Source organism: Allobosea sp. (assembly GCF_017308015.1).
Lineage (GTDB): Bacteria > Pseudomonadota > Alphaproteobacteria > Rhizobiales > Beijerinckiaceae > Allobosea.
In genome coordinates this window covers 78,296-104,987 of sequence record NZ_JAFKFW010000013.1, presented here as the reverse complement: position 1 = coordinate 104,987, position 26,692 = coordinate 78,296, and the positions used below count along the sequence as shown (strand labels likewise).

The window sequence follows — 26,692 nt, the reverse complement described above, 5'->3', positions numbered from 1 at the left end:
AAGGCTTGTCCCATGACCGACCAGCAGCCGCCGCTCCAGATCGCCATCGTGCCGGTGACGCCGTTCCAGCAGAACTGCTCGATCGTCTGGGAGCCGAAGTCCAAAGAAGCCGCCATCGTCGACCCCGGCGGCGACGTGCCGCGCCTGCAGGCTGCCATCAAGGAACTCGGCGTCACGCCGGTCGCGATCTGGCTGACCCATGGCCATCTCGACCATGCCGGCGGCGCGACCGAGCTGGCGCAGGCGCTGTCGATCCCGATTATCGGGCCGCACGAGGGCGACAAGCCCCTGCTCGATGCCTTGCCGGAGCAGGGGCTGCGCTTCGATATCCCCGGCATGAAATCCGTTGTGCCGACGCGCTGGCTGAAGGAGGGCGATACGGTCTCGCTTGGCGACCTCACCTTCGCGGTCGCGCATGTCCCCGGCCATTCGCCGGGCCATGTCACGTTCTTCCAGAAGGACCTGCGCTTCCTGCTGGCGGGCGACACCGTCTTCGCCGGGTCCGTCGGACGCACCGATTTCCCCTATGGCGACCACGAGGCGCTGATCTCGGGGATCAAGACCAAGCTTCTGCCGCTCGGCGACGACGTCCAGTTCCTGCCGGGCCACGGTCCGGCGAGCACGCTGGGCGAGGAGCGGCAGAACAATCCGTTCTTGCAGGGCTGAGAGGGCGTGACGTCGCGCTCGCCCTTGTGGCGTGCATCCGCGTCTTGGGCGCTGCATCGCACGAACGAGGACGGTCGGGACAGGCCCGACCATGATGGACGCATACCCCAGAAATGCCAACGGCCATGCAGCGGAACGGTGCGCGTACATCCGGCGTCACACGTTCGGCTCATGGCCGTCTTCACGGGCAATGGAGAGCTGTGGAACGCTCTCGACACCGCCGTGAGCCCAAAATGGGAACGCTTGTTCCCGATTACAAGGCTCCATCTGAAAAAGATCGGCGCCACTCGTAAAGCGCGTCCGGCTCGCCCTCTTCGTTGCGCTCGCCGTCGTTCAGGTCGACCAGGCGGAAGCCGTGGCGCTCATAGAAGGCCCGCGCAGCGCCGTTCCGCTGGAAGGTGAACAGGGTCAGCCGTTCGGGGCTGCACTCTTTCGCCTTGGCGAGCAGGAGAGAGCCGATGCCGCGCCTGAACATGCCCGGCAGCAGGTAGAGCTGGTCGAGATCCTCGCCGTCTATGCAGAGGAAGCCGAGCATGCGCCCGGCCTCTCGCGCAACCCAGGTCTCGCCGGTGGCGAGCCTGACATGCGTGATCCAGCTCCGCACTTCGTCGTCGCTATGGACACGGCGCAGGTAGGGCAGGGCTTCCGCGCGCGACGCCAGATAAAGCGCTGCGATCTCCCCGGCATCCCGGGGAGAGGCGCGTTCGATCGTGATGGCAGGCGTCGCGCTCATGCCCAAAGGCAGGCCTCAGGCGTCGAAGACGCCGAGCAGGAAGTCCTGCTTGCCGATCTGGAAGCCGTTCTGGCGCAGGATGTCGTAGGCCGTCGTGGCGTGGAAATAGAAGTTCGGGATGGCGAAGCGGGTGAGATAGGCCTCGCCGGTCATCGTCGCGGTCGCCGAGGGGCCACGCGGGAAGCTGACCTCGCGGCCGAGCCCGGCATCGAGCGCGGCGCCGTCGGCCGCGGCGATGAAGGCCAGCGTCCTGGCAATGCGCTCCTTCAGCTCCGGGAAGCTCTTCTCCTCGTCGGGGAAGCGCGGGTTCTCGCCGCCGGAAAGGCGCGCGACCGCGTTCTTGGCGAAGTCGCAGCAGAGCTGGATCTGACGGGTGAAGGCCAGCATGTCCGGCGCCAGCCGGGCGGAGAGCAGCACCTCCGGCTGGATCTTGCGGGTCTCGGCCTGGGCGACGGCCTTGTCGAGAATGGCGTCGAGCGCCTTGAGCGTCTGCACGAAGCCGGAAAGGGCGGCGGCCTTGACTGTGAGCGTCATGATGTCCTCGGAAACGACAACGGGCCCGGAAAGGGCCCGCTGCGTAAAGCTATAGAGGAGATTTTTCTGCGGCGCTCTGCGCTGGCAGATCAATCCTTCGCGCGTTCGACATAGGAGCCGTCGGCGGTCATCACGACGACGCGGGTGCCGACGCCGACATGCGGCGGCACGGCGCTGCGCACGCCGTTCGACAGGATCGCCGGCTTGTAGGAGGAGGAAGCCGTCTGACCCTTGGTCACGGGCTCGGTCTCGACGACTTCCAGCGTGACGCGCTGCGGCAGCTCGATCGCGACGGCCTTGTCCTCGAACACCGAGAGCGTGACCTTCATGTTCTCCTGGAGATAGGGAGCGGAATCGCCGATCACGTCCTCATCGACCGGGATCTGGTCGTAGGTCTCAGGATTCATGAAGATGTACTGGTTGCCGTCCTGGTAGAGATAGGTGAAGTCGCGATCCTCGACATAGGCGCGCTCGACCTGTTCGGTCGTCTTGTAGCGCTGCGAAACCTTCACGCCGTCGGCGATACGGCGCATATCGATCTGCGTCGTGGGCGTGCCCTTGCCCGGGAAGAAGCTCTCGGCCGAGAGCACCGAGCAGAGATGCCCGTCGACTTCGAGGACGTTGCCCTTGCGGACGGAAGAGGCGATGACCTTGACCACGTGAATGTCCTTGCTGGTGCGCGGCGTTCCCCCGCGCTATGCGAATTCTGTCGCCGCGCAACTACCGCATTCGCGCGCGAAACGAAAGCTTTCCGACGCATTCGACGCGAGATTCGATGAGTTCGTCCCAGACGCCGTACTGGCGGTCCGATATCCATGCCGACCGTCGTCCGGCCTTGCTGGCGCGCGGGCGGATCAAGACGGCGCTGCGCCGCTGGTTCGAGGCTCGCGACTTCACCGAAGTCGAGGCGGCGATCCTTCAGGTCTCGCCCGGCAACGAGACGCATCTGCACGGTTTCGGCACGACGCTGATCGACAACGCGGCCGAACCGCATCCCTATTACCTGCACACCTCGCCGGAATTCGCCGCCAAGAAGCTGCTCGCCGCCGGCGAGACCCGCATCTTCGATTTCGCCCGCGTCTTCCGCAATCGCGAGCGCACAGCGCTGCATCACCCCGAATTCACGATGCTGGAATGGTATCGTTCCGGCGAGGGCTATGAGGCGCTGATGCAGGATTGCGCGACGCTGCTGGCCGAAGCCGCACGCGCTGCCGGCACCAAGACGCTGCGCTGGCGCGGCATCGAGGCGGATCCCTTCGCCGAACCAGAGCGCCTGACCTTGCAGGAAGCCTTCAGGCGCCATGCCGGGATCGATCTGTTGCGCACGGTGACGGCCGATCAGGAACTCGATCGCGGCGGGCTTGCCGCCGACGCGATCGAGGCCGGCATCCGGATTGCGGATGACGATACCTGGTCCGACATTTTCAGCCGTGTGCTCTCTGAACGCATCGAACCGCATCTCGGTCGCGGCCGCGCCACGATCCTCTGCGAATACCCGATCAGCGAGGCCGCGCTCGCAAGGCCGAAGCCGGGCGATCCGCGCGTGGCCGAGCGCTTCGAGTTCTATGCCTGCGGCGTCGAGCTTGCCAATGCCTTCGGCGAGCTCACCGATCCGGAAGAGCAGCGCCGTCGTTTCGAGGCCGACATGGACGAGAAAGAGCGCATCTATGGCGAACGTTATCCGATCGACGAGGGCTTTCTGGAGGCGCTGGCGCTGATGCCGGCAGCGTCGGGCATCGCACTCGGCTTCGACCGTCTCGTCATGCTCTGCGTGGGCGCCCGCCGGATCGAGGATGTACTCTGGACGCCGGTCGCGGAACCGGGCAGGGGAAGGGCATGACCGTTCACCAGCCCCCCGGTGGCCAGCCTTTGCGCAGCATCGACGCGCTCGTCGAGGCGGGCCTCGTCGCGCCCGCGCGGCGCGACGCCTTGCAAGAGGTGGCGGCGCGCTACGCTGTTTCCGTCACGCCGGCCGTCGCCGGGCTGATCGATCCTAGCGACCCTGTCGACCCGATCGCGCGCCAGTTCATCCCCGATGCAGCCGAGTTGATAGCGTCGCTCCATGAGCTGGCCGACCCGATCGGCGACGATGTCCATTCGCCGGTCGAGGGCGTGGTCCATCGCTATCCCGACCGCGCGCTTCTCAAGCTCGTCCATGCCTGCCCGGTCTATTGCCGCTTCTGTTTCCGCCGCGAAATGGTCGGCCCCGGCGGCGATGCCCTGACTGGCGCCAGGCTCGACGCTGCGCTCGCTTATCTCGCCTCCCGGCCCGAAATCTGGGAGGTGATCATGACCGGCGGTGATCCCTTCATTCTTTCCGCCCGCCGCGTGCGGGAGGTCGCCAAGCGCCTTGCCGCGATTCCGCATATCAAGGTCGCCCGCTGGCATACGCGCGTGCCCGTCGTCGATCCTGGCCGGATCACGCCGGATTATGCGCGGGCGCTGCGCATCCCGGGCAAAGCGAGTTACATCGCGATCCACGCCAACCACCCGCGCGAGTTTACCGCCGAGGCTCGCGCCGCGATCACGGCGCTGGTCGATGCCGGCCATGTCCTGCTCAGTCAGTCGGTGCTGCTCAAGGGCATCAATGCCGATATCGAGACGCTCGGCGCGCTGATGCGGGCCTTCGTCGAGAACCGGATCAAGCCCTATTACCTGCACCATCCCGATCTCGCGCCCGGCACCTCGCATTTCCGTTTGACGCTGGAAGAGGGACAGGCGCTGGTCAAAAGCCTGCGCGGAAACCTTTCCGGCCTGTGCCAGCCGACCTATATCCTCGACATCCCCGGCGGTGCCGGCAAGATTCCGGTCGGTCCCGCCTTCCTCTCCGGTTGCGAGACGCCGGGTGTGGAAGCGGTCGCCGAAGACCGCCATGGCGGGCAGCATCGCTACCCGCCCGCCTGATACCTGAGGATATCGACATGCAGGACAAGATGCCGCTCGCGATCGTCTCCGACATCGCCTGCCCGTGGTGCTTCATCGGCAAAGCGCGGCTGGAGGCGGCACTGGAGCGCTTCGGCCTGGGCGAGCGTTTCGCCATCACCTGGCTGCCTTACGAGCTCAACCCGGAGATGCCCGAGGAAGGCATGGACCGTACCCAGTATCTCGACGGCAAGTTCGGCCCGGGCAAGCGCAAGGAGATCGAGGTTCGCCTGTCGGAAGCGGCGCTGGAGAGCGGCGTTACCTTCAACTGGGCGAAGGTGACGCGGAGCGTCAACACCCGCATGGCTCATATGCTGGTTGCGGCGGCGTCGACGGTGCAGCGCGGCGGCGACATGACCGCCGCCCTGTTCAAGGCCTATTGGCAGGATGGGCGCGACATCGGCGATATCGAGACCCTGGTCCAGATCGCGGTCGAGCAGGGCTTCGACGAGCAGGCCGCCCGCGACGAACTCGCCAATGACGAGCTGCGCGAAACGGTGATCGGCCTCGAAGACCACGCTCGCAAGGTCGGCGTCACCGGCGTGCCTTTCTTCATCGTCGACGGCAAGCTTGCCGTCTCGGGCGCGCAGCCGCCGGAGATCTGGGGACAGGTCTTCCAGCAGATCTTCGCCGCGCAGGCCCCACAGGAAACGCAGTTCTAGGGCGCGGCCCGCCCGCTCGTCAGAAGCCGAGCAGGTGGACGGCCGCCGGCGCGCCGAGCGACACGCCTGACAGGAACAGCAGCAGAAACACGATCCGCCGCATGACGGCCTGCGAGAGCGGGGGTGGATAGCGCCGGGCCAGGTGCGTCGCCGCGATCACCGCCGGAACGGCGAAAAGTCCCGACAGAGTCGAAGCTGCCGGGATCTGGTCGGTGGCGATGACCAGCCCCGTCCGGAAAAGGGCGTTCAGCGCGAAGATCGTCACCAGCGTTTCCCTGACGACGACGAGCGGCAGCGGTTGTCGATAGAAATGGTAGACGAGCGGCGGGCCGGCTGTGGAGAACATGCCGCCCATCAGCCCGGCGATGCTGCCGAAGAGCAGAAAACTCGGTGCGCCCGACGGCTGTTTTAGCGGGTCGGGCCTTCGCGCGAGCTGGAGGCTGGATACGACGATCACGAAGCCCAGTGCCAGCCGCAGCAGGTCGGCCCGGCTCGCTGCGAGCCATTCCAGCAGATGGAAGCCGATGAAGAGAAACGGCCAGCTCGCGACCAGCACCAGCCCGAATTTCTGCCAGTCGACATCGCGCCAGCCTCTGAGCAGCATCTGCGTCGCGTTGACCAGCGTGAGGATGCTGACGAGCATTGCCGCATCCGGCAGCGAGAGCAGCCCAGTCAGGCCGACGCCGCCCATCGTGATCAGCCCGAAGGCGAAGCCGGTCAGCGTCTGGACATAGGCCGCCATGCCGGTCAGCAGCAGAAAACCGGTCAGGGCAGTCCAGGACATGGTCGGCGTCTCCAGAAGAACGGAACGTGTGGCCTAATGGATCGGCCCGGCAGGCGGAAACAGATTTGTTGGCAAGGCGTCGATGCACGGAAGGATGGTCTGCCTGCGCTCGCAGCGGCGCTCGGCCTTGCATCGCGCTTCGAATCATGCGCCTTCCCTCGAAACTCAGGGAGCCGGTTGATGAAGCAGAAGATCAACGATGTCCGCGACCGCCTGATCGTCGCCCTCGATGTGCCGACCGTGTGGGACGCCTACCGTCTCGTCTCGACGCTGGGTGACGGCGTAACCTTCTACAAGATCGGCTATCGTCTCGCCTTCGCCGGCGGGCTCGATCTTGCGCGCCAGCTCGTCGCCGAGGGCAAGAAGGTCTTCCTTGATCTCAAGCTGCACGACATCGGCAATACCGTGACCGAGGGCGTGGACTCGCTGACCAAGCTCGGCGTCACCTTCCTCACCGTCCATGCCTATCCGCAGACCATGCGCGGCGCGGTCGAGGGGCGCGGCGATGCCGCCCTCAAGCTGCTCGCTGTCACCGCTCTCACCTCCTATGACGACGGCGACCTGCGCGATGCCGGCTACGGGCTCGCAGTACGCGATCTGGTGCGCCTGCGCGCCGAGCAGGCTCGGACCGCCGGGATCGACGGTATCGTCTGTTCGGCCGCCGAAACCGGGATCGTGCGCGAGGTGATCGGGCCGGACATGGTCATCGTCACCCCCGGCATCCGTCCGTCCGGCAGCGCGGCGGGTGACCAGAAGCGCACGCTCACCCCGGCCGAGGCGATCCGCGTCGGCGCGGACCATCTCGTTGTCGGGCGTCCCATCATCCGCGCGGCAGACCCGCGTGCGGCGGCCGGCGCGGTCATGGACGAGATCGTCGCAGCTTCGTAAACTGCTGCCCGGAACCGATTCAGCCAACGGATAGCACCATGCCCAAGGGATATGTCATCGGCCGCGCCAAGGTCTCCGACGCGACCAAATGGGCGGGGTATGCCGCCAAGGCCTCGGAAGTGATGAAGATCTATGGCGGCACGCCGATCGTGCGCGGCGGCCAGATGACGGTGGGCGAAGGCGAGGGCCGCGCCCGCAATATCATCATCGAGTTCAACGATTTCGCTTCGGCGCGGGCCTATCTCTTCTCGCCCGAATATGCCGAGGCGCGGAAGCTGCGCGAGGGTGCCGGCGAGATCGATCTCGTCGCCGTCGAAGGGGCCTGAACCGTGGCCAAGGGCTACTGGATCGCGCGCGTCGACGTCGAGAACGCCGAGGCCTACGCCAGGTACCGCTCGCTCAATGCCGTCGCCTTCGCCAAATACGGGGCGAAGTTCCTGGTCCGTGGCGGAGAGTACAAGCTCGCTCGCGGCGAAGGCCGCAAGCACAACGTCGTCATCGAATTCGAGGACGAGGAGACCGCGCGCGCCTGCTACGCCTCGCCCGAATATCAGGAGGCGGTGAAGCATCTCAGCAGCGCCGGTCAGTCCGACCTCGTCATCATCGGCGGCTATGACGGTCCGCAGCCGGGCGAGTAGGCGATCTGCCGGCCTGTCGCGTCATCCCTGACGAGCGGCGTGGCGGCGCTGATCCGGAGGCCCGGCCGGAACCTAACCAGCATAAGTTCAGGCGTGGTGCCGGCTTCCCTCGGCAGCGGGGTTGGCGTCTTGTTCTACGGGAAGCCGCCCTGCGGATCGGCTGGTCCGCCTTTGCAAGGTCGATCCTGCCTTGCTGAATCCGTCTCCGTCATTTGGATGACGAAACTGTCGCTCTGCGTCTTCTAGGCTCCCTTTTGCGGCCAGGTCGACCGGAAACCGGGAAGGTTGGCCGAAAGATGCGGGCCTTTGCCTCGCTCTATGCGGCATGGCGACGCTTCAGCGCGGGCGAAGGGGGAGCGCCGCGCTGCGCAGCAGTGAAACGAGCTGGCTTTGCTGGCGGGTATTCGTCTTCTGGAAGATGCGCGCCAGATGCGTGCGTGCGGTTGAGATCCGGACGCCCTGCGCTCCGGCCGCTTCCGTCAGGGACGATCCGCCCGCGAGCGCGGAGGCGAATCTCGCTTCAGCTTCGGTGAGATCGAAGAGCTGGCGCGCGCAGGCGGCGAGATCGGTCGCCATTTCCAGGCGCCGCAGGGCGATCATCACCTTTCCGCTCGTGTGAGCCTGTGTGACGGAGGGGGGCGCTGGCATGGCGCAGGCCGAAAGCGAATGAGAACCGTCCTCGCTACGCAGGATCATGTTGGCCTGGCGGGAGACGAGCGGGTCCTGCGCGCTCAGCAGCGCGCCTTCGATCAGGTGTCTGAGCTGGCGTTGGTCGGCCGGCCGGCGCGCATAGAGGCGGCCCTGGCGCAGACCGAGCGCGCTCTGGGGATCGGACAGGATCTCGTCGGCGCCTTCGTTGGCGTAGCTGATCCGCATGCCCTGGTCGAGAACCGCGATGCCCATGGCGATCTGGTCGAGGGCGCTGCGCGCCTCGTCCCGCTGGGCGGTCACCCGGCCGATATGGCGGCGCATTTCGACGACGCGCCGCAGCACGGGGTAGAGCTTCTCGAGCAGGGCGATATCTTCAGTGTCGAAGCCCTCCTGTCGCCGGCCCCGCTGCACGTCGAAGAACCAGAAGGTTTCTCCGTGCTGGGCGAGGCGGCAGGCCATGCCGCCGTACATGTCCTGCGGACGCATCCATTCCTGCCAGACGCGCGACCTGCGCAGGGTTTCCGTGCCGAATACGTCATGATCGTGGTAGACCGCGCCGAGTGGGATGTCGCGCAGCGCGCCGCCCATCTCGATGAAATCGGGCGCGAGCTCGCCGAAGCAGCGCTCCTGCAGCGCAGAGTCGGGATTGCTCGCATAGGAGGCCCAGTCCTCGGGGCTGGGGCCGAACCCGGCAAAGCAGGCTTTCGAGCCGTTGAAGAGTTGCCGCATCGTTTCGGCGGCAGCCTGCATCTGCCCTTCGTCCATCGCCCCGGCCAGCAACTGGTCGATCGCGGACATGACGGTGTCGACGTCGAGGCGCGGCATCAGAGCCCCCGGCTGGCCATGGAAGGCGGATATGTGAGATGCGCGTCTGAAACTAGCAGGATGGGCCGCTCAGGAAAAGTCCAAAAGCAATCCAAAATTTCTCGGCAAATGCAGGCCGGTTCAAGGTCGGCTGATGGCCGCGATGGCGTCGGCCGTCGGCAGGGCATCGAAGACACCGTGCCGCGTTGCGGTCAGCGCGCCGGCTGCTGCGGCGTCGCGCAGTGCGTCCGGCAAGGGCAACCCGATCGCCAGTCTGACGCCGAGCGTCGCGGCGAAGGCGTCGCCTGCGCCGAGCGAATCGATCGCGTCGATCGGAAAACCCGTCTGCTCGACCGGGCGGCCATGGGCTGCCACGGCGACGGCTCCGGCCGCGCCGCGGGTCAGGACGACGAGCTGAGGCCCTTGTTCCAGAAGCGCCGGTCCGAGTTCTCGCGTGAAGCGTTGCGGTTCGCTGGCTTCGCCCTGTCCAAGGCCCAGGGCGGCTGCAAGGCCGCGCGCCTCGATCTCGTTGACGATCAGGATCGAGGTCAGCGTCAGGATGGCAGCGGGAATTGCCCGATAGGGCGAGGGGTTGAGCAAGGTCGGGACGTTGGCCTGACGTGCCAGCGCGAAGGCGGCCTCGATTGGCGCATCGCCGATCTCGAACTGGGCCGTCACCAGCGCGGCACCGGCGATGGCCCGTGCCCGCTCCCTGACATGGTTGGCCGAGAGGGCGAGATTGGCACCGGAGGCGACGGCGAGGCAGGTCTCGCCGCCGGCATCCGTGAAGCCGATGCCGCTGCCGGTTTTGCCCGCAAGCCGGACCAGCATCGATGGTGGCAGGTCTGCCCGTTCGAGTGCGGGCCGGGCGAAGGCGGCGGCGAGGTCGTCGCCTACGGCGAGCAGGCCGTCGACTTCGGCGCCGAGCCGGCGCGCCATGATCGCCTGGTTCAGCCCCTTGCCGCCAGGCTCGATCGTCACGGTCTCAGCGGCGAGCGATTCACCCGGGCGCGGGAAGCGGGCGACCTTAGCCGAGCAGGCGACGACGAAGCTTCCGAGCACGAAAATTGGTTTGCCGGTCATGCAATTTGATTTTCCCGTTCTCGAACTGCTACGCGGGTTGTGTCACGCTCATGCCAACGATGACAGTGCCTAAGCAGATTACGAAACCGCCCTTCCAGAACCTGCTGGAATTGCGCACGGACACCGCCAAGCCGCTCTACCAGCAGCTTGAAGACCAGCTGACTCGGCTGATCGGAGACGGCACGCTGCCCCCCGGCACGACCCTGCCGGCCGAGCGCCAGCTTGCCGAGCGCCTCAAAATCAGCCGCGCCACCGTGCAGCGCTCCTACAATGCCTTGCGCGAGCGGAAGCTGCTCAGTGCACAGGGGCGTCTTGGCTCGATCGTTCAGGGCGGGGGCGCGCGCCTGCATTCCGGTATGGACCGTCTCAAGGGCTTCACCCAGGAAATGCAGGAGCTTGGACGCGTGCCGTCCTCCCGCATCGTCGAGCGTTCCGTGGTGAATGATCGGTCTATCGCCTCGATTTTCGGCCGCTCCTCGCATGCGCGCTTCCTCAAGCTCGTGCGCGTCCGCTCGGGGGACGGCATCCCGATGTCGCGCGAGGTCGCCTGGTACAATCTCGAACGGGCGCCCGATCTGGCCGAGGCCGATCTCTCGGGGTCGGTCTATGCCCATTTCGCCGCGCTCGGCCTGCCTTTGACGCGCTGCGACCAGACGATCGAAGCCGCGGCGCCGACCTCTGAGGAATGCGCCATCTTCGGCTTCGATGCTCCTGTGCCCTGCCTGCTGATCAAGCGGCGCAGCTATGGCGCCGATGGCGATATGCTCGAATATGTCGAGGGTCTGTTCCGGGGTGATACCTATACCTACCGGCTGACGCTGACCGCCTGACGCGACACCGTCGAGATGCCCCCGCGGGCAACCGCTTTCGATATCCAATGGCAGTCCAAAATCCGAGGCGGGATTTGAACCTGCCCGCAACTCGCCGCGACCAAGGGAAACGGAGCAGCATTCGTCCGGCCCCAATGAGACCGGCGACACGGTGCGGCGATCCGCTGATTGCAGGGATGGATATTGCGATGTCGCTTCATGTCTCGATTGTCGGCAGGACGAGCTACCCCCCGTTTCCGCCGCGCCATGACGTGGCTGCCGAAGCCTTCGGACGGGCTTCCAGGCCGGTTTTCGTCATCGATGCCGAACTGAACCAGCGCTTTGGCAATCGCGGTGCGGAAGCGCTTGCCCGCGACGGTCTGGGCGGCATCGACCGCTTTACCGCCTGCGACAAGGATTTCATGGCGCGGCTGCAGGTCTGGTTGAAACGCTGCCGCAATGGCAGCGTCGTCGGCGAGACGCGGCTGCCGCTGATGCTGCGCAACGGCAGGCAGATCGCGGTCGAGGCTGTCCATCTGAGCAGTATCGAATTGTTCGTCCTGACGGTGGATGATCCTGAGAGTGCGATCGACCGCAATATCGCCCGGGTCAGCGAGACCTGCGGCCTGACGCCGACCGAGGAGCGTATGCTGGCCCTGATGGTCGAGGGGCTCGACACGATCATCGCCGCCAAACGGCTGGGCATCGCGCCGACCACGGCCCGGACCCATCTCCAGCGTCTCTTCGCCAAGACCGGCACGGCCCGGCAGAGCGAACTCGTCCGCTTCGTCGCGACCTATGTCGAGGAGGTCCGCTGAGCAGGCGGTCCGAAGACGCGTCGTATCGACATTCGGTATTGTCTCGACATCGGCCGTGATGTTCGGGAACACCGATCTCGAAACGCAGGATGACGGCACGGATTGCCTCAAGCGCGGCCCGCTGGGTATCGACGCTCGGCCGCAATCTCGCATCCCGCTTCATTCATGGCGCCCGCCTCTGGCTGATGACCGCGCGGCGATCCTGCTGGAATCTCCGCTCTCCTTCCTCAGGCTCGGCAGCTTCGATCCGATGAGCCGGGGCCATGTGCTCGGCGGGGTGCGCACGCTCCGGCTCTCCGCCTGCTGGATCAGCTTCTTCACAGGTCTCGCGCTCTTCGTGACGAGGCTCGTGCTGCACGACCTGGGGATCGCGGTGCAGATACGCGGCCGCATCGTCGAGACGAGCCGACCCGCAGCACGCGTATGCACGACAACTGCTGGCGGCAGTGCCCGGCCGCGGGCGCTTCGGGCACTAATAGGGTTCTCGCCGTCATCCCCGGGGCGAAGCGGAACCAAGCCCCGGGAATCTCGTAGCGAGCTGACACTGGTTTCCGGGATGCTCGGGTGAAGCCGGGCATGATTCTGCATAGGAACGACCATGCCTCTCGACCCCGCCTTGCGTGCAAAAATCCTCGCCGCCGTCGAGGCGGGCTTCGACGAGCAGGTCGCTTATACGCAGGAGCTCGTCCGCTTCGCCTCCACGCGCGGGCAGGAACACACGGTTCAGGACTTCATCTTCCGGGCAATGAAGCAGCGCGGCTTCATCATGGACCGCTTCGCCATGGACAAGGAGGCGATCGCGGCCCATCCCGGCGGCGCGCCCTTTTCCGATACGCATTCCGACGCTCCGATTGTCGTCGGCATTCATCATCCCCGCGAGGAGAAGGGTCGCTCGCTGATCCTGCAGGCCCATGTCGACGTCGTTCCGGCCGGCCCAGCCGATCAGTGGAAGCATGCGCCCTTCGATCCGGTGATCGAGGGCGACTGGATGTATGGCCGCGGCAGCGCGGACATGAAGGCGGGCGCTGCCGCGAATCTCTTTTGCCTCGATGCGCTCAGGAGCATCGGGATGCAGCCGGCGGCGACGGTCTATGTCGAATCCGTCGTCGAGGAGGAATCGACCGGCAATGGCGCACTGATGACGCATCTGCGTGGTTATCGAGCCGATGCCGCGCTGATCCCCGAGCCGGAGCACGAGATGCTGGCCCGTGCCAATGCGGGCGTGCTCTGGTTCCAGTTCGAGGTGCGCGGCATTCCCGCCCATGTCCGCGAGATGGGTGTCGGCGCCAATGCGATCGACGCCGCCTACCGGGTCGTCGCCGCGCTACGAAAGCTTGAGGAACAGTTCAACGTCGAGAAGGCCGGCCGCGAGCATTTCGAGGATCAGGCCCATCCGATCAATCTGAACATCGGCAAGATCGAGGGTGGCGACTGGGCCTCCTCGGTCCCGTGCTGGTGCCGCGTCGATTGCCGTGTCGGCCTCTATCCCGGCGTCACCGCCAAGGAGACCGCGCAGCGCATCGAGGACTGCATTCGCGACGCCGCACGTGGCGATTCGTTCCTGGCGAACAATCCGCCGAAGGTCACCTTCAACGGCTTCTGGGCCGAGGGCTACGTGCTGGAGCCCGGCAGCGAGGCGGAAGCCGTGCTCGGACGCGCGCATGAGGCGGCGCTCGGCAAGCCGCTGAAGAGCTTCATGACGCCGGCCTATCTCGATGCCCGCGTCCACGCGCTCTACGACAAGATTCCCGCGCTCTGCTACGGTCCGATGGGCGAGAACATCCACGCCTTCGATGAGCGAGTCAGCCTCGCCTCGGTGAAGCGCATCACCGGCGCGATGGCGCTCTTCGTCGCCGAATGGTGCGGCCTCGAAAGCGTCGACGCTTGAGCGCCGCCCCGGGCATCGGACCGAAAGATGGGAACCGGTTTTCGGAGGGCCCCATGCTGAAGCAGGAAGCGGGATTGCCGCGCGCTCGGGGGGATGCCGGGCGATCGAGCAGGGCGCTGCTGCTCGTTCCATTGCTCGGACTGCTCTGGGGCTTCAACTGGCCGGCGGTGCGGATCTCGTTGACGGAGATCGCGCCATGGACCCTGCGCGCCGCCGGCATGAGCTTCGCCGGCGTCGTCCTCGTAGCGGTCGCGCTGGCGCGCGGTGTTCCGCTCGCCGTGCCGCGAGCGCAGTGGTTGCGCCTTGTCATTGCCGGCATTCTCTCGATTGCGGCTTTCAACGTGCTGCTCGCTTTCGCCCAGCTCGCGGCGCCGACCTCGCGTGCCGCCATCCTGACCTTCACCATGCCGATCTGGGCGACGCTGCTCGCCCGCTTCGTGCTCGGAGAGGTCTTCGACGGGCGTCGCCTCGCCGGCCTTACGCTCGGCATCGCCGGCCTTGTCTGCCTGGGTTTGCCGCTGATCCTCGCCGGGCAGCTTTCCTTCGGGCTGATGCTGGCGCTTTGCGCGGCGGTGAGCTGGGCACTGGGCACGATCGTCACCAAGCGCTGGCCGGTCTCGGCTCCGGCACTTGCCATCGCGGCCTGGCAATTGCTCATCGGCGGGCTCGTCGCCGGCATCGGCATGCTCGTCTTCGAAGGCCTGCCGGTCCCGAAACTGCTGTCGTCGCGCGTGCTAACGGCGCTGGGCTTCCACATCATCGGGGCGCAGGCGCTGGCCTATTTCCTGTGGTTCACTGTGGTTGCGCGCCTGCCCGCCGGCATCGCCAGCCTCGGTACGCTGATGGTGCCGGCGGTCGGCGTGCTCGGCTCGGTGCTGTTGCTCGGCGAGCGGCCGACGCCGACCGATTGGCTGGGCCTCGCCCTGGTCATTGCGGCCTCAGGCGCGATCCTGGTCCCGGCCCGGCGTGGTTGATGTTGCCGTTCCCAGGTCTCTTACGGAGACGAAATTGATCAGATCGCCGCTGACCCTTGCCTTCCTTCTTCTCCTGCTGGCCCTCGGTCCGCAGACAGCTTTGGGACAAGCCATGACAGATACAAGATTGCATGTGGCGGCGGCCAAGGACGATGTTGCTGCGATCAAGCGCCTCATCGCCGAGGGGGTCGCCGTCGACGGGCGCGACAGCCGCGCGCAAACGGCCCTGCTCGTCGCCACCCATGAAAACCGCCTCGATGCCGCCCGCGCTCTGATCGAGGCCGGTGCGGACGTGAACGCCAAGGATGCCATCAACGACAGCCCCTATCTCTATGCGGGCGCGCGCGGCCATCTCGCTATCCTCAAGCTGACGCTGGAGCATGGCGCCGACCTGAAGAGCACCAATCGCTACGGCGGTACCGCGCTCATTCCGGCCTGCGAGCGCGGTCATGTCGAGACCGTCCGTACCCTGATTGCGGCCGGCATTGCCGTCGATCATATCAACAATCTCGGTTGGACCGGGCTCCTGGAGGCGATCATCCTGAGCGATGGCGGCGAGAGGCATCAGCAGATCGTCAAGGATCTGCTCGCCGCCGGTGCCGATGTGAACCTCGCCGACCGCGACGGCGTCACTCCGCTCCAGCATGCCCGCAAACGCGGCCAGACCAGGATGCAGCAGATCCTGATCGCTGCGGGAGGGCGATGACCGGGCAAGCAGGACCACTCAGGTCCTGTCGCCGAGATAGGCGGTCGCGTCGATCTCCACGATGCAGTCCGGTGAGCCGAGGCCGTTGACGATGCGGAGACACGATGCGGCGTCGCCTCGGCGAAATTGGCGAAATAGACCTCGTTCATCGGCTCCCAATAGGCGCGGTCGGTGACATAGACGGTGCATTTCACGATATCGTCGAGGCCGCCGCCGGCTTCTTCGAGCAGGGTCTTGATATTGTCGATGCATTGCTGGGTCTGGGCCCGGGCATCGCCGATGGCGAGCTTGCCGTCCTTGTCGGTGCCGATGCAGCAGACGAACATGAAGCCGCCTGCGACCGTCGCCTGGGCGAAGGGCAGGCGGCCTTTGTGGATGCGGTCCGAGGTGATGATGCGCTTGGCCATGGCAGACTCCGTCGGTGGAGGCCGATCCTGGAGACCGGCCGCCGCGAGAGCAACGCGATCGTCGGGAAACGGTGAAAATGTGGCTGCTGTCTTGGTATTCCAGCGTCGCTTGAGCGATTTTTCTTCTCTCGCGCAAATTCCATAGATTAACCTGGACGCAGGCCAGGTCGGACAGCCGCGACAGGGCAGCCACCTCCGAACGCTCGGGGCGCACCCGGAATGGGATCGGTATCGCTGGACTCCTACGACGACGACCGCGTGTCGGTCATCAGCCGCAATGTGGCTGCGGCCATCGATGCTGCAACCTTCGGAGAGGGGTCGTGGGACCAGGTTCCGGCGATCCTGAGTGAAGCCTTTCCCGGTTCGTGGGGTGGCCTCGCCAACATGAATTTTTCCGAGAGTCGCCTCAATTTCCTATCGCTCCAGAACATGGACCCGGCTTTCGCCGCTGCCTATGCGGAGCATTTCGCCTATATCAATCCTTGGAACGTTTACTGGGGACGCATCAAGGGAACCACGATCGCTGCCTCGGAAGAGGTGTCTCCGGCCCAGAATTTCAGCAAGACCGAGTTCTACAACGATTGGCTGCTTCCCCAGAACCGGGCGGTGGCTGCCGCTGGCATGAAATTCGTTGGTGAGAGCGGTGAGGTCGTAAACCTTCTCGTGCACTATCCTCTGTCGAAATCCGGCGTCTATGATACGGCGACGGTCAAAGTACTGACCAATATCCGCGGCAATCTGCAGCGTTCGGTCAACTTGGCCCGCCTCCTGCGCATGAGCGTGGAAACGGTGGTCGCCGAAGCAGCCCTTGTGGAGCGCAGCCGCGGCGCGGCCTTCATCGTCGATGGCAGCCGGCGTCTGCGCGAGGCAAACCGGCCTGCAGCACGTCTCTTCGCTTCGGGGCAGGGCGTGGCGGTTCGGCATGGCCGCTGCTATCTTTCCGATGCGGTTGCGGATGATCGCTTCGCGGCCGCGCTGGAAAAGCTCTCCCGGGGAGAGCCCACGCCGATTTCACGGATCGGTTTCCGCACCGTGGCTGGCGCATGGCAGGTGTCGGTCGCCGCGCTGCCGGTCGCGCAGCCGCCGGGCGGAACGCGTCTTGCCCTGCTTCCGCTGCGGCGCATGGTCCTGGTGCTGGCCGTTGATCTCGGTTCGAGGGGGATGGATGCCGGCGGCCTCGAGGCGCTAGGCGGAAGCTTCGGCCTGACGCAATCGGAAATCACCTTCTGCAGGCGCTTGCTGCTGGGTGAAACGATTGCCGAGGCGGCGGAACGGCTCGGTATCACCCTGGGAACTGCCCGAACGCGATTGAAGGCGATCTTTCATAAGACGGGCACATCGCGGCAGGCGGAGCTGATGTTGCTGCTGGTCAACGTAAGTTGACGCAACTGCGTGGACAGAGTGCGCCCTTGCTGGCGGAAGAGGGGCGGCCAGAAACTTGGGCAACCGGCGGGACAGATGCCGCCTTCATGTTGATCGAGGATTCGGGCAAGAAACCCCGGGCTGTGCGACATCCGGCTCGCGGTCGGCATGCGGGCACCGGCTCTCGCGAAGAAACAGCGATAAATCAGAAGCTGCCTTACGCCGGCTCGTTGCCCAAGGTCTGCACCTTGGAAACCACGATGTCGAATGTCTTGCTTTCTTCCAAAAGTGCCATGTTGATATCTCCTGCAGTCAGAGCTTCCAGCAGTAGGTTTTTGAATTCAGCAGCAGCCTCTACACCATCGCGAGCCGCGATGTGTTTCATCGCGAATTCAAGGCAGAGATAGAGCGAGTTGAATATGATCTTGAGCTGCTCCAGATTCGTATCGCTTACCTTTTCGCTCACATCGACCATTTCCGCCTCCATCTGACCTGTTCGGCCGAAGACCTGCTCCTGCCGCTCATGGCTTAACGGGGCGGGCGCCAGCCTGTTCCGATGCGTCGATCTCCTGCCGGCGATGGCGTCGAGGAACGCGGTGCCCGACACGCGCGTTCGCTCGGTATGAAGTGGAGCGCCCGATGAGAATTCATCTGCCGGCCATGGCAATCTCGATGCTTTTGATCGGAGGGGCTGTTGCCCAATCGATCCATCCACCGACAAGGGAAGGTTTCGGCGCCAAGCCGGATTCTGCTGAATCTCAGCGGGAACGAATTCCGGAGCCTACTGGCGCAAATAGGCCTGAGGCCCGGGGCGGCGCGAACTCGACCCAGAATCTGAACTACGGGAGAGAGGGAGGGTAAGAAACTCCACGAAAGCCTTCCCCCCGATTTCAGGCGCTGATGGGCCGGCGTCGGAGCAGTGTACCCATGGCTGTCTATGCCTATCGCCCTGCTCTTTACAGCGAAGTCTCAGATACCGAGAGCCGCCGGACGGGCGCACAATCCGATGCCAGCCAGGCGAGGATTGCCTGTTCTCTGCGCTGACGAAATGGGGGCTCTTGCTCTCGTCGTCGCCTATCGTCCGTAAAGCCTGTGTGGCCGCATCGCGGGTTCAGCAACCTGAATGCGGCAAGCGCCTGCCTCGATCCGCTGCCGACATGCTTCGACCAGTGCCGGGCCCGTGTCCGCGCGCCCCATGAACCGTTTTGCGTCCCGCCGCGACAAAAGCTCACGGAACTTCAATCGTGGAAGGGCCTGACAGATGACGCTGAAACAGCAGGTAATCAGAATCTTGCGTGGGCCGACGGCAGCCCGCATCCGTTTTACATTCCCGTCCGGTGGCAGGACCATCGAGATTTCGGCCGGCACGTTTCACCATGTGGCGCGCGCCCTGGAAACCGGCCGGGCAACGGTATCTCCCCCCGCGGCTATCGTCCCTGGAGCAGCGGCACAATACACCGGCTTCAGCGGCGGTTCAGTGCCGGCAAACACGATGGAGGTGCCACGCATACTCGGACGCATCGAGGAAGGCCATGTTCTCCACGAGTCGCTTCATTGCGCCTATGATCTGCTCGGCACGAACATCGCGGCCGCGGAGGACGAGGCATCCTGCTATGTGGTCTCGGCTCTTGCGTTTCTGATGACCGGTGTAAAGCCGCCACGCTGGGCTGTGGAGCCTTATGTATCCGCCGGTCGGGTCGCACGTGGCTTGCTAGCCCGGTATCAGCGCGGCGAACGAGGCACGCATCCGGTAGATGCGGCGAACTGGCAGCTCCTGCGTGCCGTCCTCATGACACACCCGCTCTATATGTTTCCATGGAGCGCTTCCAACAACTGGACTCTTGGCCCGGTTCCCTCCGGAGGCAGCTACACTCACGACGGCTGACGATGAACTGGCTCGTCCGAGCCGAGTGTCCTGAAGCGTGTCTGGCTCGTGTGAGTGCGGTTTTGCAGATTGTCGAGATTCTGACATTCGCACGCAGGGAGCCTACCGTTCGATGGAGATCCTTAGGGCTCGAGCGGATTCCGTCGTCTCGATCCACGAACGCTTGCCGTCCTCGATGCGCTTATCGATAAGACCCTGGAGTGGTTCCACACTTGATGGAAACGGAGGGCTTCGTTCGGTTTTGGAGTTGGGATTCGAGATGCCGGCGTGGCGCAGGCCGGCATCGCATTGTCCGATCTCTCTGGGCCTATCTGGGTAAGAGTGTGGTTGCCGCGGTTTTGGCTGGCAAGGCGACCATGGCTTTGCCAAGAACCCGGCCGCCGTATTCTGCGTCCGTTTGCCGAAATACGCCTAGCGATCAAGCCGAGGATTGAGGCTAAGGCTTCAATTTTATCGAGAAGCGCTGGTGCTGCGAGCGAGGATTGAACTCGCGACCTCTCCATTACCAATGGAGTGCTCTACCACTGAGCTACCGCAGCAGGTCCGGCGGCCGGGGCGCTCGCGGTCGCTCTGAGGCGGTTGCGGGCGCTGGCGTCGTTCCGAAGCGGCGCCCTGATGCCACAACCTTGTGACGGACGCAACCCGCTCGATCAATCCGGCAGCAATAACCGTGGATCGATCCGGAAGAGACGGCCATCGCCGAGGAGATGCGCGCTCAGTCCCGCGCGGAAGAGCGGTCGGAAAGCGGCGTCGCGCAGGTTGAGGCCGCCGGCATAGGCACCTATCGCCGGCATGATGCAGCGCAGCGCCGACAGGGCGAAACAGCGCCGCCGGATCGCCCGGCCGCGCATCCTGATCTTGGCGGCTGGGTGAAGATGTCCGGCGATCTCGTATTCGTCCTCGGAAGCGGTCGGCTCGTGGCGCAGGGTCACGCCGGCGAGCGTCACGGCCGCCGCACTCTCGCCGCCCATGGCGTGGCTGATCGTCGGGTCGTGATTGCCCGTGATCCAGAGCCAGTCGCGCCCCCGCTGCAGGGAGGCAAGCGCGGCGCGAGTCTCGGGCGCGAGGCGGTTTTCGGCATCGCGGTCATGGAAGCTGTCGCCGAGAGCGATCACGCGGGCCGGCTGGTGGCGACGGATCGCGGCGGCGAGCACGGCGAGCGTTGCGGTCGAATCATAGGGCGGCAGCATCACGCCGCGCGCCGCATAGGCGGAACCCTTCTCCAGATGCAGGTCCGCAACCACGAGCGTACGCTCCTCCGGCAGCCAGAGCGCGCCCGAGAGATCGGGCACGAGCGCGAGCCGGCCCAGCATGAAGGTTTCGCTCGACTCTCCCAATCGCTTGGCCGGCATTGCCGTTGCCGCAGTCACGCCATCGCCTCTTCCGTCAGCATCGCCTCTGCTTCCGCCAGGATCTCGTCCGCCGCCTCGCCATAGACCGCCTCGCGCCCGATCTCGAGCATGACGGAGACGCCGAGCGGCGAGACATGGTCGAGCGGCTGATGCACGATTCGGCCGCTGATCCGTGTCAGCATCTCACCGAGCCGGCGAATGTCGAGCAGGCCCGTCGCCGCATCCGCCCGTGCCGCCTTCAGCAGGATATGGTCGGGCTCGTGCCGGCGCAGCACGTCGTAGACGAGATCGGTCGAGATCGTCACCTGCCGGCCGCTTTTCTCCTGGCCGGGGAAGCGGCGCTCGATCAGCCCGCCGATGATGGCGCAGGAGCGGAAGGTGCGCTTCATCAGCGCCGATTCCGCCATCCAGTCCTCCAGATCGTCGCCGAGCATGTCCTGCGCGAAGAGTTCGTCGAGATTGAGTGCGCCGCGCGCTACCGCCGCCGTCATGTCGCCGAGCGTCCAGCAGGCCATGCCGTAATCATTGCAGACGAAGCCGAGCGGGCGCATCCGGGCGCGCTCCAATCGTCGCGTCAGCAGCATGCCGAGCGTCTGATGGGCGAGGCGGCCCTCGAACGGATAGGCGACGAGATAGAAGCGCCCGCTGCGCGGGAAGGTCTCGACCAGAAGCTCGCCGGGCTGGGGTAGGCGCGATATCCGCTTCTGCGCATGGAGCCAGGCCGAGACCTCCTCCGGCAGCGTATGCCAGAGGCTGGGCGAAGCCAGGATGGCGCGCACGCGCGCGGCGAGGAAGGTCGAGAGCGGGAACTTGCCGCCGTCATAGGACGGAATCTTCGGGTCGGTGCCGGCGGCGGCGCGCGAGCAGACTGCCTCATTCTCGACGATGCCCTCGAAGCGCAAGACCTCGCCGGCGAAGACGAAGGTGTCGCCCGGCACCATCGTCTCGGCGAAATATTCCTCGATCTCGCCGAGCACGCGCCCGCCGCGCGTGATCATGCCGGGCTGGCCGGGCTTTCCGGCGCGCGCCCGGCCGAGCCGGACCTTCAGCATCGTCGCCTCGACGATGGTGCCCACGTTCATGCGATACTGCTGGATCACACGGGCATTGCTGGCGCGCCAGAGCCCGGCCTTGTCCTGCCGAAGTTTTGCGAAGCGCTCATAGCTCTTCAGCGCATAGCCGCCGGTCGCGACGAAATTGACGACGGCGTCGAAATCGTCGCGAGAGAGATCGGCGTAGGGCGAGGCCGTGCGGACCTCCTCGTAGAGCGCCTCGGCCTGGAACCCGTCCGAGCAGGCGACGCCGAGCACATGCTGGGCGAGCACGTCCAGCGACCCGATGCGCGGCGGCGGCGTGTCTTGCGCGGCCTCGTGGACGGCTTCGAGCGCAGCGCGGCACTCCAGCAGTTCGAAGCGGTTGGAGGGCACCAGCAGCGCCTCCGAGGGCTCGTCCATGCGATGGTTGGAGCGGCCGATGCGCTGGATCAGCCGGCTCGCGCCTTTGGGCGCGCCGAGATTGACGACAAGGTCGACGTCGCCCCAGTCGATGCCGAGATCGAGCGTCGCGGTGCAGACCACGGCCTTCAGGCGTCCATCCGCCATCGCGGCCTCGACCTTGCGGCGCTGCTGGGCGTCGAGCGAGCCGTGATGCAGCGCGATCGGGAGGTTGTCGTCGTTGAGGTTCCACAGCGACTGGAAGGCGAATTCCGCCTGCATGCGCGTGTTGACGAAGACGAGGGTCAGCTTGTGCGTGCGGATGGCCTCATAGACCTCGGCCATGGCGTGCAGCGTGGTGTGGCCGGCGATTGGGAGGTTGCGCTCGGTATCGAGGATGCCGATACGCGGCTTGGCCCCGCCCGCGACGGTCACAAGCCCGGCCGGCGTCCCGGCGCCGCCGAGATAGCGTTGCAGGTCGGCAGGTTCGCGCACCGTCGCCGAAAGCCCCACGGCCGAGACCTGCGGCGCAAGTGCTTTCAAGCGTGCGAGATCGAGCGCCAGCAGGTCGCCACGCTTGGAGGTGACCAGCGCGTGCAACTCGTCGAGCACGATGCGGCGCAAGTTGGAGAAGAACGGCGCCGCGTCGCGATGCGAGACCAGCAATGCGAGCTGCTCCGGCGTCGTCAGCAGGATGTCCGGCGGCCGCTGGATCTGGCGCGTGCGTTTGGCAGCGGAGGTGTCGCCGGTACGCGTCTCGATCGTGAGCGGGAGTCCCATCTCGCGCACGGGCGCGTCGAGATTGCGGGCGATATCGACGGCGAGCGCCTTCAGCGGCGAGATATAGAGCGTGTGCAGGCCGTCACGTTTGCCCTTGCGCTCTGCCAGTTCGACGAGCGACGGCAGGAAGCCGGCGAGCGTCTTGCCGGCACCGGTCGGCGCGACCAGCAGCGTCGAGCGCCCGGCGCGGGCCTCCTCCAGCAAGGCGAGCTGATGCGGCCGCACGCTCCAGCCGCGCCCGGCGAACCAGGCCTCGAAGGCGGGAGGGAGCGGGGAGGGGGCTGCCATGCCGGCCGAAGATAGGGGGTGATAAGGGAGAACGAAAGGGGAATGAGGCGATCGGGGTGCTGGCGCGGGCGCTCAAGCCGAGGCAAAACGATCCCTATGACTGACCTGCTCGACATCTCGCCCGACGCTTACGAACCCGTTCTCGCGCTCAACGCCGCCCATGTCGTGGAGCTTTCGCCGCTTGACCGGGAGAGCCTCGCCGGTTTGCTAGCCGGGAGTTTCTACGCACGCCGGATCGGGGTCGCAGAGGCGGCCCTGATCGCGCTCGACGAAGGGCACGCGACCTATGCGAGCCCGAACTACCTCTGGTTCCGGCAGCGCTATCCACGCTTCGTCTATATCGACCGGGTCGTGGTGGCCGACAGCGCCCGTGGCAAGGGACACGCGAGGCGTCTCTATGGCGACCTGATCGAACGGGCACGCGCCGCGGGGCACGACATTCTGGTGTGCGAGGTCAATTCGGAGCCGCCGAACCCGGCGTCGGACGCGTTTCACGCCGCACTTGGCTTCAAGGAGATCGGCAGCGCGGAAATCCATGGCGGAGCCAAGACGGTGCGTTACCTGGCCCTTCGCCTCGCCTGACGGCGCCTGGGCAGCTTCACCGCTTCTCCGCGACCACCAGCAGCCCCGGCACGGGCGCGCCACGGTCCTGCCGCGCGCTGGCGGGCTCGACGAGTAGGGGAGTGAGCCCAGCTTCCGCGAGCCGCTCCCTCAGCCAGCTTTCCGCATGCGCGAACCGCCGATCCCCGCCCACGACGACGCCCTCGCCGTCATGACTCTGCACCGTGAAAGCCAGGAGGCCATCCGGCTCCAGCACGCGCGCGCTCTGGGCAAAGCAGGGGGCGAGCTCGCCGAGATAGACGAAGACATCGGCGGCGATCACGAGATCGGCGGAGGCGTCCGGTCGGCTGGTCAGGAAGCTCGTCAGCCCGGCGACCGCCAGCTTGTCGTAGAGCGGTGTGCCGTCGGGTGCCAGCTTGGTACGCGCCCGCTCGACCATGCGCGGCGACAGATCGCAACCGGCGATGAAGCCGCTCTGTTCGTGGATCGCCTCGCCCATCAGCCCGGTGCCACAGCCGAGATCGTAGACGATATCGAACCGGAAGGGCCGGCCGGCGTTGCTGCAGCAGCGGACCAGCGCCGCCTTCAGCAGGTCGGGTGCGTTGTAGTGCAGGGTTTGCTTGAGATGGCTGTCGAAACGGTCGGCATAGGTATCGAACAGCGCGCTGGAGAAATTCTCCGAGGTCGCCTGCTCGGCCGGCAGTGCGCCGATTCGGGCGAGATCGAGCCGTGCGCCGAAATGGTCATTGGGATCGAGGTCGAGGCATTGCCGCCAGGCGGTCGCGGCATCCTCCCTGTGGCCGAGCGCTTCCTGCGCCAGCCCATAGAGATACCAGGCCGCAGTGAAGTGGTAGGCTTGCGCTACGGTTTGGTCGAGGATGTCGACTGCGGTTTGTGGATCGCCATCTTCCAGCGCGGCTTTGGCTCGGCCGTAACGGCGGTCGAGCACCGGGTCGCCGGAGCTGGCGAAATGCATGGGCGAATCCTCGGAAGTGGAGTTGGCGGATCTAGAGTAACGCGAAGCGAAGCGAAATGCGCCTTTCGCAGAAATCCAAGGCCGATTTCGGGCAGCAGGCGGCCATTCACCCGCCTGGCGACGCCGCACGGAGGAATATGACGCTGCCCAGACGAAGCGCCGGCTGGCGCCCCTCCGAATTGCTGCTGCCGACGCCGGCCGGGCTCTATTGCCCGCCTGCCGACATCCATATCGACCCCGTCCGCCCAGTGGCGCGGGCGCTGATCACGCATGGCCATTCCGACCATGCCCGCGCCGGCCACGGCGCCGTGCTGGCAACGCGTGAGACGCTGGCGATCATGGCCTTGCGCTATGGCGACGGTTTCGCCGGTTCGCAGCAGGTCGCGGTGCCCGGCGAGGCCATCCGCATCGGCGAGGTCGGTTTCACCTTCGTGCCGGCCGGCCATGTCCTCGGCTCCGCCCAGATCGCCGTCGAGAGCCGGGGGCTGCGGATCGTCGCCTCCGGCGACTACAAGCGCGAACGCGACCCGACCTGCGCCGGTTTCGAGCCCGTGCCTTGCGACATCTTCATCACCGAGGCGACCTTCGGCCTGCCGGTCTTCCGCCATCCGCCGGCATCGGGGGAAGTGGCCAAGCTTTTGGAATCCGTCAGGCTCTTTCCAGAGCGCACGCATATCGTCGGCGCCTATTCGCTGGGCAAGGCGCAGCGCGTCATGGCCCTGATCCGCGAAGCCGGCTACGAGCGGCCGATCTATATTCACGGCGCCGTCGAGAAAATCACCGTCTTCTACGAAGCCGAGGGCATCCCGCTCGGCGAGATCAGGCTGGTCGCCGAGACCGATCGCAAGACGCTGGGCGGCGAGATCGTCATCTGCCCACCGAGCGCGACGCAGGATCTGTGGGCGCGCCGCTTTCCCGATCCGGTGACGACCTTCGCCTCGGGCTGGATGCGGATCAGGGCGCGGGCGCGTCAGAAGGGCGTCGAGCTGCCGCTTGTCATCTCCGACCATGCTGACTGGGACGACCTGCTCGCGACGATCAGGGAGGTCCAGGCCGGCGAGATCTGGGTGACGCATGGCGAGGCCGACGCGCTCGTCCACTGGTGCGGCACGGCCGGCCTCAAGGCCAAGCCGCTGCATCTCGTCGGCTATGGCGACGAGGGCGAGGCCGATCCTGCCGAGGGGGCGGCTGATGCAGCTTCTGTCTGAGAGCCGATCAGCGCGAGGCTGCGACGACCGGGCGTGCGGGCGCGGCCATGCCGACCATGGCGTTCGCCATGTCACGGGCGAGGCAGTCATAGCCCGCATCGCTCATGTGGAAGCCGTCGGTCCAGAGCGCGGCCTTGAAGGCCTCGGCATCGGTGCGATGCCATTCGCGCATCGCGTCATAGCGGCCGAAGACCGGCACCGCTTCGCGCCGGGCGACCTCGCCGACGGCCTCGACATATTGGCCATAGCGTTGCGGATCGCGCACGGAGGGGAAATACTGAGGATCGAGGATGGCGAGTGCCGGACCGGCCTCGCGCACCAGCGAGATGCCCTCGCCGACCATCGCCTTGAAGGCGTCGAGATCACCGCCCTTGACGGCGTCGTTGGTGCCGACCTGCCAGATCACGAGATCGTAGGGATGGGCGGCCAGCGCAGCCTTCATGCGGGCCAGCGTCTGCGGCGCGGTCTCGCCGCCGATGCCGGCATTGACGATCTCGACCTGGGACTTCGGCCAGGCCCTGCCGAGCAGCGCCTGCAGGCGGGCCGGATAGGTCTTGTCCTTGGCGCTGGCACCGATGCCCTCGGTCGAGGACGAGCCGATGGCGAGAATCGTCAGGGCCTGGCCCTGCGAGACCTTGGCGGAGAGCGGCGCGAGCGCGGCGTTCGAGCGCACGATCGGCGTCTCGCGGCAGGAGAAGCTCGCCGCTTGCACGGGGGCTCCGGCCGACAGCATGGCAGCGATGGCAGGCAAGGCAAGGAACCGCATCGCGGCACGCATCGGCGTCTCTCTCCTAGCTATTCCGCTGCCGTTAAGGTTTGCTTCATGAACGGTATCTGAACGATGCGGTGCAACGGAAACGAACCGAAGCGCTGTGGCACG

The 26,692-nt window shown here is 65.9% G+C and carries 28 protein-coding genes, 1 tRNA gene and 1 pseudogene; 17 read left to right on the top strand and 13 right to left on the bottom strand.

Translation table 11 applies throughout. The features are described 5' to 3' along the window. Positions 1-12 precede the first annotated feature (12 nt). Entirely contained in the window at positions 13-666 is a 654-nt protein-coding gene (locus J0I42_RS12785) for an MBL fold metallo-hydrolase (protein ID WP_291655238.1), read from the top strand. Positions 667-919: 253 nt separating this feature from the next. On the opposite strand, the gene J0I42_RS12780 is transcribed toward J0I42_RS12785, so the two are convergent. From J0I42_RS12780 to efp, 3 genes are all read right to left on the bottom strand, one after another. Then, positions 920-1,399 (bottom strand): GNAT family N-acetyltransferase, encoded by a 480-nt coding sequence (locus J0I42_RS12780; RefSeq protein ID WP_291655237.1) that lies wholly within the window; start codon positions 1,397-1,399, stop codon positions 920-922. Positions 1,400-1,414: 15 nt separating this feature from the next. Continuing rightward, positions 1,415-1,933 carry a DUF1993 domain-containing protein gene (locus J0I42_RS12775; RefSeq protein ID WP_291655236.1) on the bottom strand — a complete coding sequence of 173 codons (519 nt, stop codon included), beginning with the start codon at positions 1,931-1,933 and terminating at the stop codon, positions 1,415-1,417. An 89-nt stretch (positions 1,934-2,022) separates the two neighbouring features. Beyond that, positions 2,023-2,592: an elongation factor P gene (gene efp, locus J0I42_RS12770; protein WP_291655234.1), complete on the bottom strand. Its 570-nt coding sequence runs from the start codon at positions 2,590-2,592 to the stop codon at positions 2,023-2,025. Between the two features lie 116 nt (positions 2,593-2,708). Here efp and epmA point away from each other — a divergent pair, with 116 nt between their 5' ends. Genes epmA through J0I42_RS12755 form a run of 3 tightly spaced genes read left to right on the top strand, consistent with a single transcriptional unit; the run spans position 2,709 to position 5,517 of the window. Continuing rightward, complete coding sequence (gene epmA, locus J0I42_RS12765; protein ID WP_291655232.1) at positions 2,709-3,773, top strand: EF-P lysine aminoacylase EpmA; 1,065 nt, start codon at positions 2,709-2,711, stop codon at positions 3,771-3,773. Further along, a complete protein-coding gene (locus J0I42_RS12760; RefSeq protein WP_291655231.1) occupies positions 3,770-4,837 on the top strand; it encodes a lysine-2,3-aminomutase-like protein in 1,068 nt (355 codons plus the stop codon). The genes epmA and J0I42_RS12760 overlap by 4 nt, the downstream gene beginning before the upstream one ends. Before the next feature lie 17 nt (positions 4,838-4,854). Continuing rightward, positions 4,855-5,517 carry a DsbA family oxidoreductase gene (locus tag J0I42_RS12755; protein WP_291655230.1) on the top strand — a complete coding sequence of 221 codons (663 nt, stop codon included), beginning with the start codon at positions 4,855-4,857 and terminating at the stop codon, positions 5,515-5,517. Positions 5,518-5,536: 19 nt separating this feature from the next. Here J0I42_RS12755 and J0I42_RS12750 read toward each other — a convergent pair whose 3' ends face one another. Further along, a complete protein-coding gene (locus J0I42_RS12750; RefSeq protein WP_291655229.1) occupies positions 5,537-6,301 on the bottom strand; it encodes a sulfite exporter TauE/SafE family protein in 765 nt (254 codons plus the stop codon). 180 nt (positions 6,302-6,481) lie between these two features. Here J0I42_RS12750 and pyrF point away from each other — a divergent pair, with 180 nt between their 5' ends. The 3 genes from pyrF to J0I42_RS12735 are packed head-to-tail and all read left to right on the top strand — an operon-like array spanning position 6,482 to position 7,827. Further along, a complete protein-coding gene (gene pyrF / locus J0I42_RS12745; RefSeq protein WP_291655228.1) occupies positions 6,482-7,189 on the top strand; it encodes an orotidine-5'-phosphate decarboxylase in 708 nt (235 codons plus the stop codon). Positions 7,190-7,227: 38 nt separating this feature from the next. Next, positions 7,228-7,515: a DUF1330 domain-containing protein gene (locus J0I42_RS12740; RefSeq protein ID WP_291655227.1), complete on the top strand. Its 288-nt coding sequence runs from the start codon at positions 7,228-7,230 to the stop codon at positions 7,513-7,515. A 3-nt stretch (positions 7,516-7,518) separates the two neighbouring features. After that, positions 7,519-7,827, top strand: coding sequence for a DUF1330 domain-containing protein (locus J0I42_RS12735; protein WP_291655226.1), 309 nt, complete (start codon positions 7,519-7,521; stop codon positions 7,825-7,827). A 336-nt stretch (positions 7,828-8,163) separates the two neighbouring features. Here J0I42_RS12735 and J0I42_RS12730 read toward each other — a convergent pair whose 3' ends face one another. Together J0I42_RS12730 and J0I42_RS12725 are read right to left on the bottom strand one after the other, a co-directional pair. Beyond that, a complete protein-coding gene (locus J0I42_RS12730) occupies positions 8,164-9,303 on the bottom strand; it encodes a helix-turn-helix transcriptional regulator (protein WP_291655225.1) in 1,140 nt (379 codons plus the stop codon). 120 nt (positions 9,304-9,423) lie between these two features. Further along, positions 9,424-10,365 (bottom strand): PfkB family carbohydrate kinase, encoded by a 942-nt coding sequence (locus tag J0I42_RS12725; RefSeq protein ID WP_291655224.1) that lies wholly within the window; start codon positions 10,363-10,365, stop codon positions 9,424-9,426. Between the two features lie 65 nt (positions 10,366-10,430). On the opposite strand from J0I42_RS12725, the gene J0I42_RS12720 reads away from it, so the two are divergent. From J0I42_RS12720 to J0I42_RS12695, 6 genes are all read left to right on the top strand, one after another. Further along, complete coding sequence (locus J0I42_RS12720; RefSeq protein WP_291655223.1) at positions 10,431-11,195, top strand: GntR family transcriptional regulator; 765 nt, start codon at positions 10,431-10,433, stop codon at positions 11,193-11,195. Between the two features lie 188 nt (positions 11,196-11,383). Then, positions 11,384-11,992 carry a helix-turn-helix transcriptional regulator gene (locus J0I42_RS12715; RefSeq protein ID WP_291655222.1) on the top strand — a complete coding sequence of 203 codons (609 nt, stop codon included), beginning with the start codon at positions 11,384-11,386 and terminating at the stop codon, positions 11,990-11,992. A gap of 58 nt (positions 11,993-12,050) precedes the next feature. After that, on the top strand, positions 12,051-12,560 hold the full coding sequence (locus tag J0I42_RS12710) for a hypothetical protein (protein WP_291655221.1): 510 nt from the start codon (positions 12,051-12,053) through the stop codon (positions 12,558-12,560). A 30-nt stretch (positions 12,561-12,590) separates the two neighbouring features. Continuing rightward, positions 12,591-13,880 (top strand): ArgE/DapE family deacylase, encoded by a 1,290-nt coding sequence (locus tag J0I42_RS12705; RefSeq protein ID WP_291655220.1) that lies wholly within the window; start codon positions 12,591-12,593, stop codon positions 13,878-13,880. Between the two features lie 53 nt (positions 13,881-13,933). After that, the gene (locus tag J0I42_RS12700) at positions 13,934-14,854 is read left to right on the top strand and encodes a DMT family transporter (protein WP_291655219.1); all 921 of its coding nucleotides are present in this window, start codon (positions 13,934-13,936) and stop codon (positions 14,852-14,854) included. A 112-nt stretch (positions 14,855-14,966) separates the two neighbouring features. Further along, positions 14,967-15,560, top strand: coding sequence for an ankyrin repeat domain-containing protein (locus J0I42_RS12695; RefSeq protein ID WP_291655218.1), 594 nt, complete (start codon positions 14,967-14,969; stop codon positions 15,558-15,560). Between the two features lie 158 nt (positions 15,561-15,718). Here J0I42_RS12695 and J0I42_RS24015 read toward each other — a convergent pair. After that, positions 15,719-15,886, bottom strand: a pseudogene (locus J0I42_RS24015) (RidA family protein); the annotation flags it as partial. 300 nt (positions 15,887-16,186) lie between these two features. Here J0I42_RS24015 and J0I42_RS12685 point away from each other — a divergent pair. After that, complete coding sequence (locus tag J0I42_RS12685; protein ID WP_291655216.1) at positions 16,187-17,350, top strand: helix-turn-helix transcriptional regulator; 1,164 nt, start codon at positions 16,187-16,189, stop codon at positions 17,348-17,350. 196 nt (positions 17,351-17,546) lie between these two features. Here the strand turns inward: J0I42_RS12685 and J0I42_RS12680 are convergent, their stop codons facing one another. Then, positions 17,547-17,936 carry a hypothetical protein gene (locus J0I42_RS12680; protein ID WP_291655215.1) on the bottom strand — a complete coding sequence of 130 codons (390 nt, stop codon included), beginning with the start codon at positions 17,934-17,936 and terminating at the stop codon, positions 17,547-17,549. A 654-nt stretch (positions 17,937-18,590) separates the two neighbouring features. On the opposite strand from J0I42_RS12680, the gene J0I42_RS12675 reads away from it, so the two are divergent. Beyond that, a complete protein-coding gene (locus tag J0I42_RS12675) occupies positions 18,591-19,214 on the top strand; it encodes a hypothetical protein (RefSeq protein ID WP_291655214.1) in 624 nt (207 codons plus the stop codon). 464 nt (positions 19,215-19,678) lie between these two features. Here the strand turns inward: J0I42_RS12675 and J0I42_RS12670 are convergent. The 3 genes from J0I42_RS12670 to J0I42_RS12660 all read right to left on the bottom strand — a co-directional run bounded on the left by J0I42_RS12670 (position 19,679) and on the right by J0I42_RS12660 (position 23,067). Beyond that, positions 19,679-19,753, bottom strand: a tRNA-Thr gene (locus tag J0I42_RS12670). A 111-nt stretch (positions 19,754-19,864) separates the two neighbouring features. Continuing rightward, on the bottom strand, positions 19,865-20,566 hold the full coding sequence (gene pdeM / locus J0I42_RS12665; protein ID WP_291655260.1) for a ligase-associated DNA damage response endonuclease PdeM: 702 nt from the start codon (positions 20,564-20,566) through the stop codon (positions 19,865-19,867). Between the two features lie 14 nt (positions 20,567-20,580). After that, complete coding sequence (locus J0I42_RS12660; protein WP_291655213.1) at positions 20,581-23,067, bottom strand: ligase-associated DNA damage response DEXH box helicase; 2,487 nt, start codon at positions 23,065-23,067, stop codon at positions 20,581-20,583. 96 nt (positions 23,068-23,163) lie between these two features. Here J0I42_RS12660 and J0I42_RS12655 point away from each other — a divergent pair, with 96 nt between their 5' ends. After that, entirely contained in the window at positions 23,164-23,649 is a 486-nt protein-coding gene (locus J0I42_RS12655) for a GNAT family N-acetyltransferase (protein ID WP_291655212.1), read from the top strand. Between the two features lie 16 nt (positions 23,650-23,665). On the opposite strand, the gene J0I42_RS12650 is transcribed toward J0I42_RS12655, so the two are convergent. Further along, on the bottom strand, positions 23,666-24,604 hold the full coding sequence (locus tag J0I42_RS12650) for a methyltransferase domain-containing protein (RefSeq protein ID WP_291655210.1): 939 nt from the start codon (positions 24,602-24,604) through the stop codon (positions 23,666-23,668). 137 nt (positions 24,605-24,741) lie between these two features. Between J0I42_RS12650 and J0I42_RS12645 the strand changes: the two genes are divergently transcribed. Further along, positions 24,742-25,812 carry a ligase-associated DNA damage response exonuclease gene (locus J0I42_RS12645; RefSeq protein WP_291655208.1) on the top strand — a complete coding sequence of 357 codons (1,071 nt, stop codon included), beginning with the start codon at positions 24,742-24,744 and terminating at the stop codon, positions 25,810-25,812. A gap of 7 nt (positions 25,813-25,819) precedes the next feature. Here the strand turns inward: J0I42_RS12645 and J0I42_RS12640 are convergent, their stop codons facing one another. Beyond that, positions 25,820-26,590 carry an SGNH/GDSL hydrolase family protein gene (locus J0I42_RS12640; RefSeq protein ID WP_291655207.1) on the bottom strand — a complete coding sequence of 257 codons (771 nt, stop codon included), beginning with the start codon at positions 26,588-26,590 and terminating at the stop codon, positions 25,820-25,822. Positions 26,591-26,692: the final 102 nt, after the last annotated feature.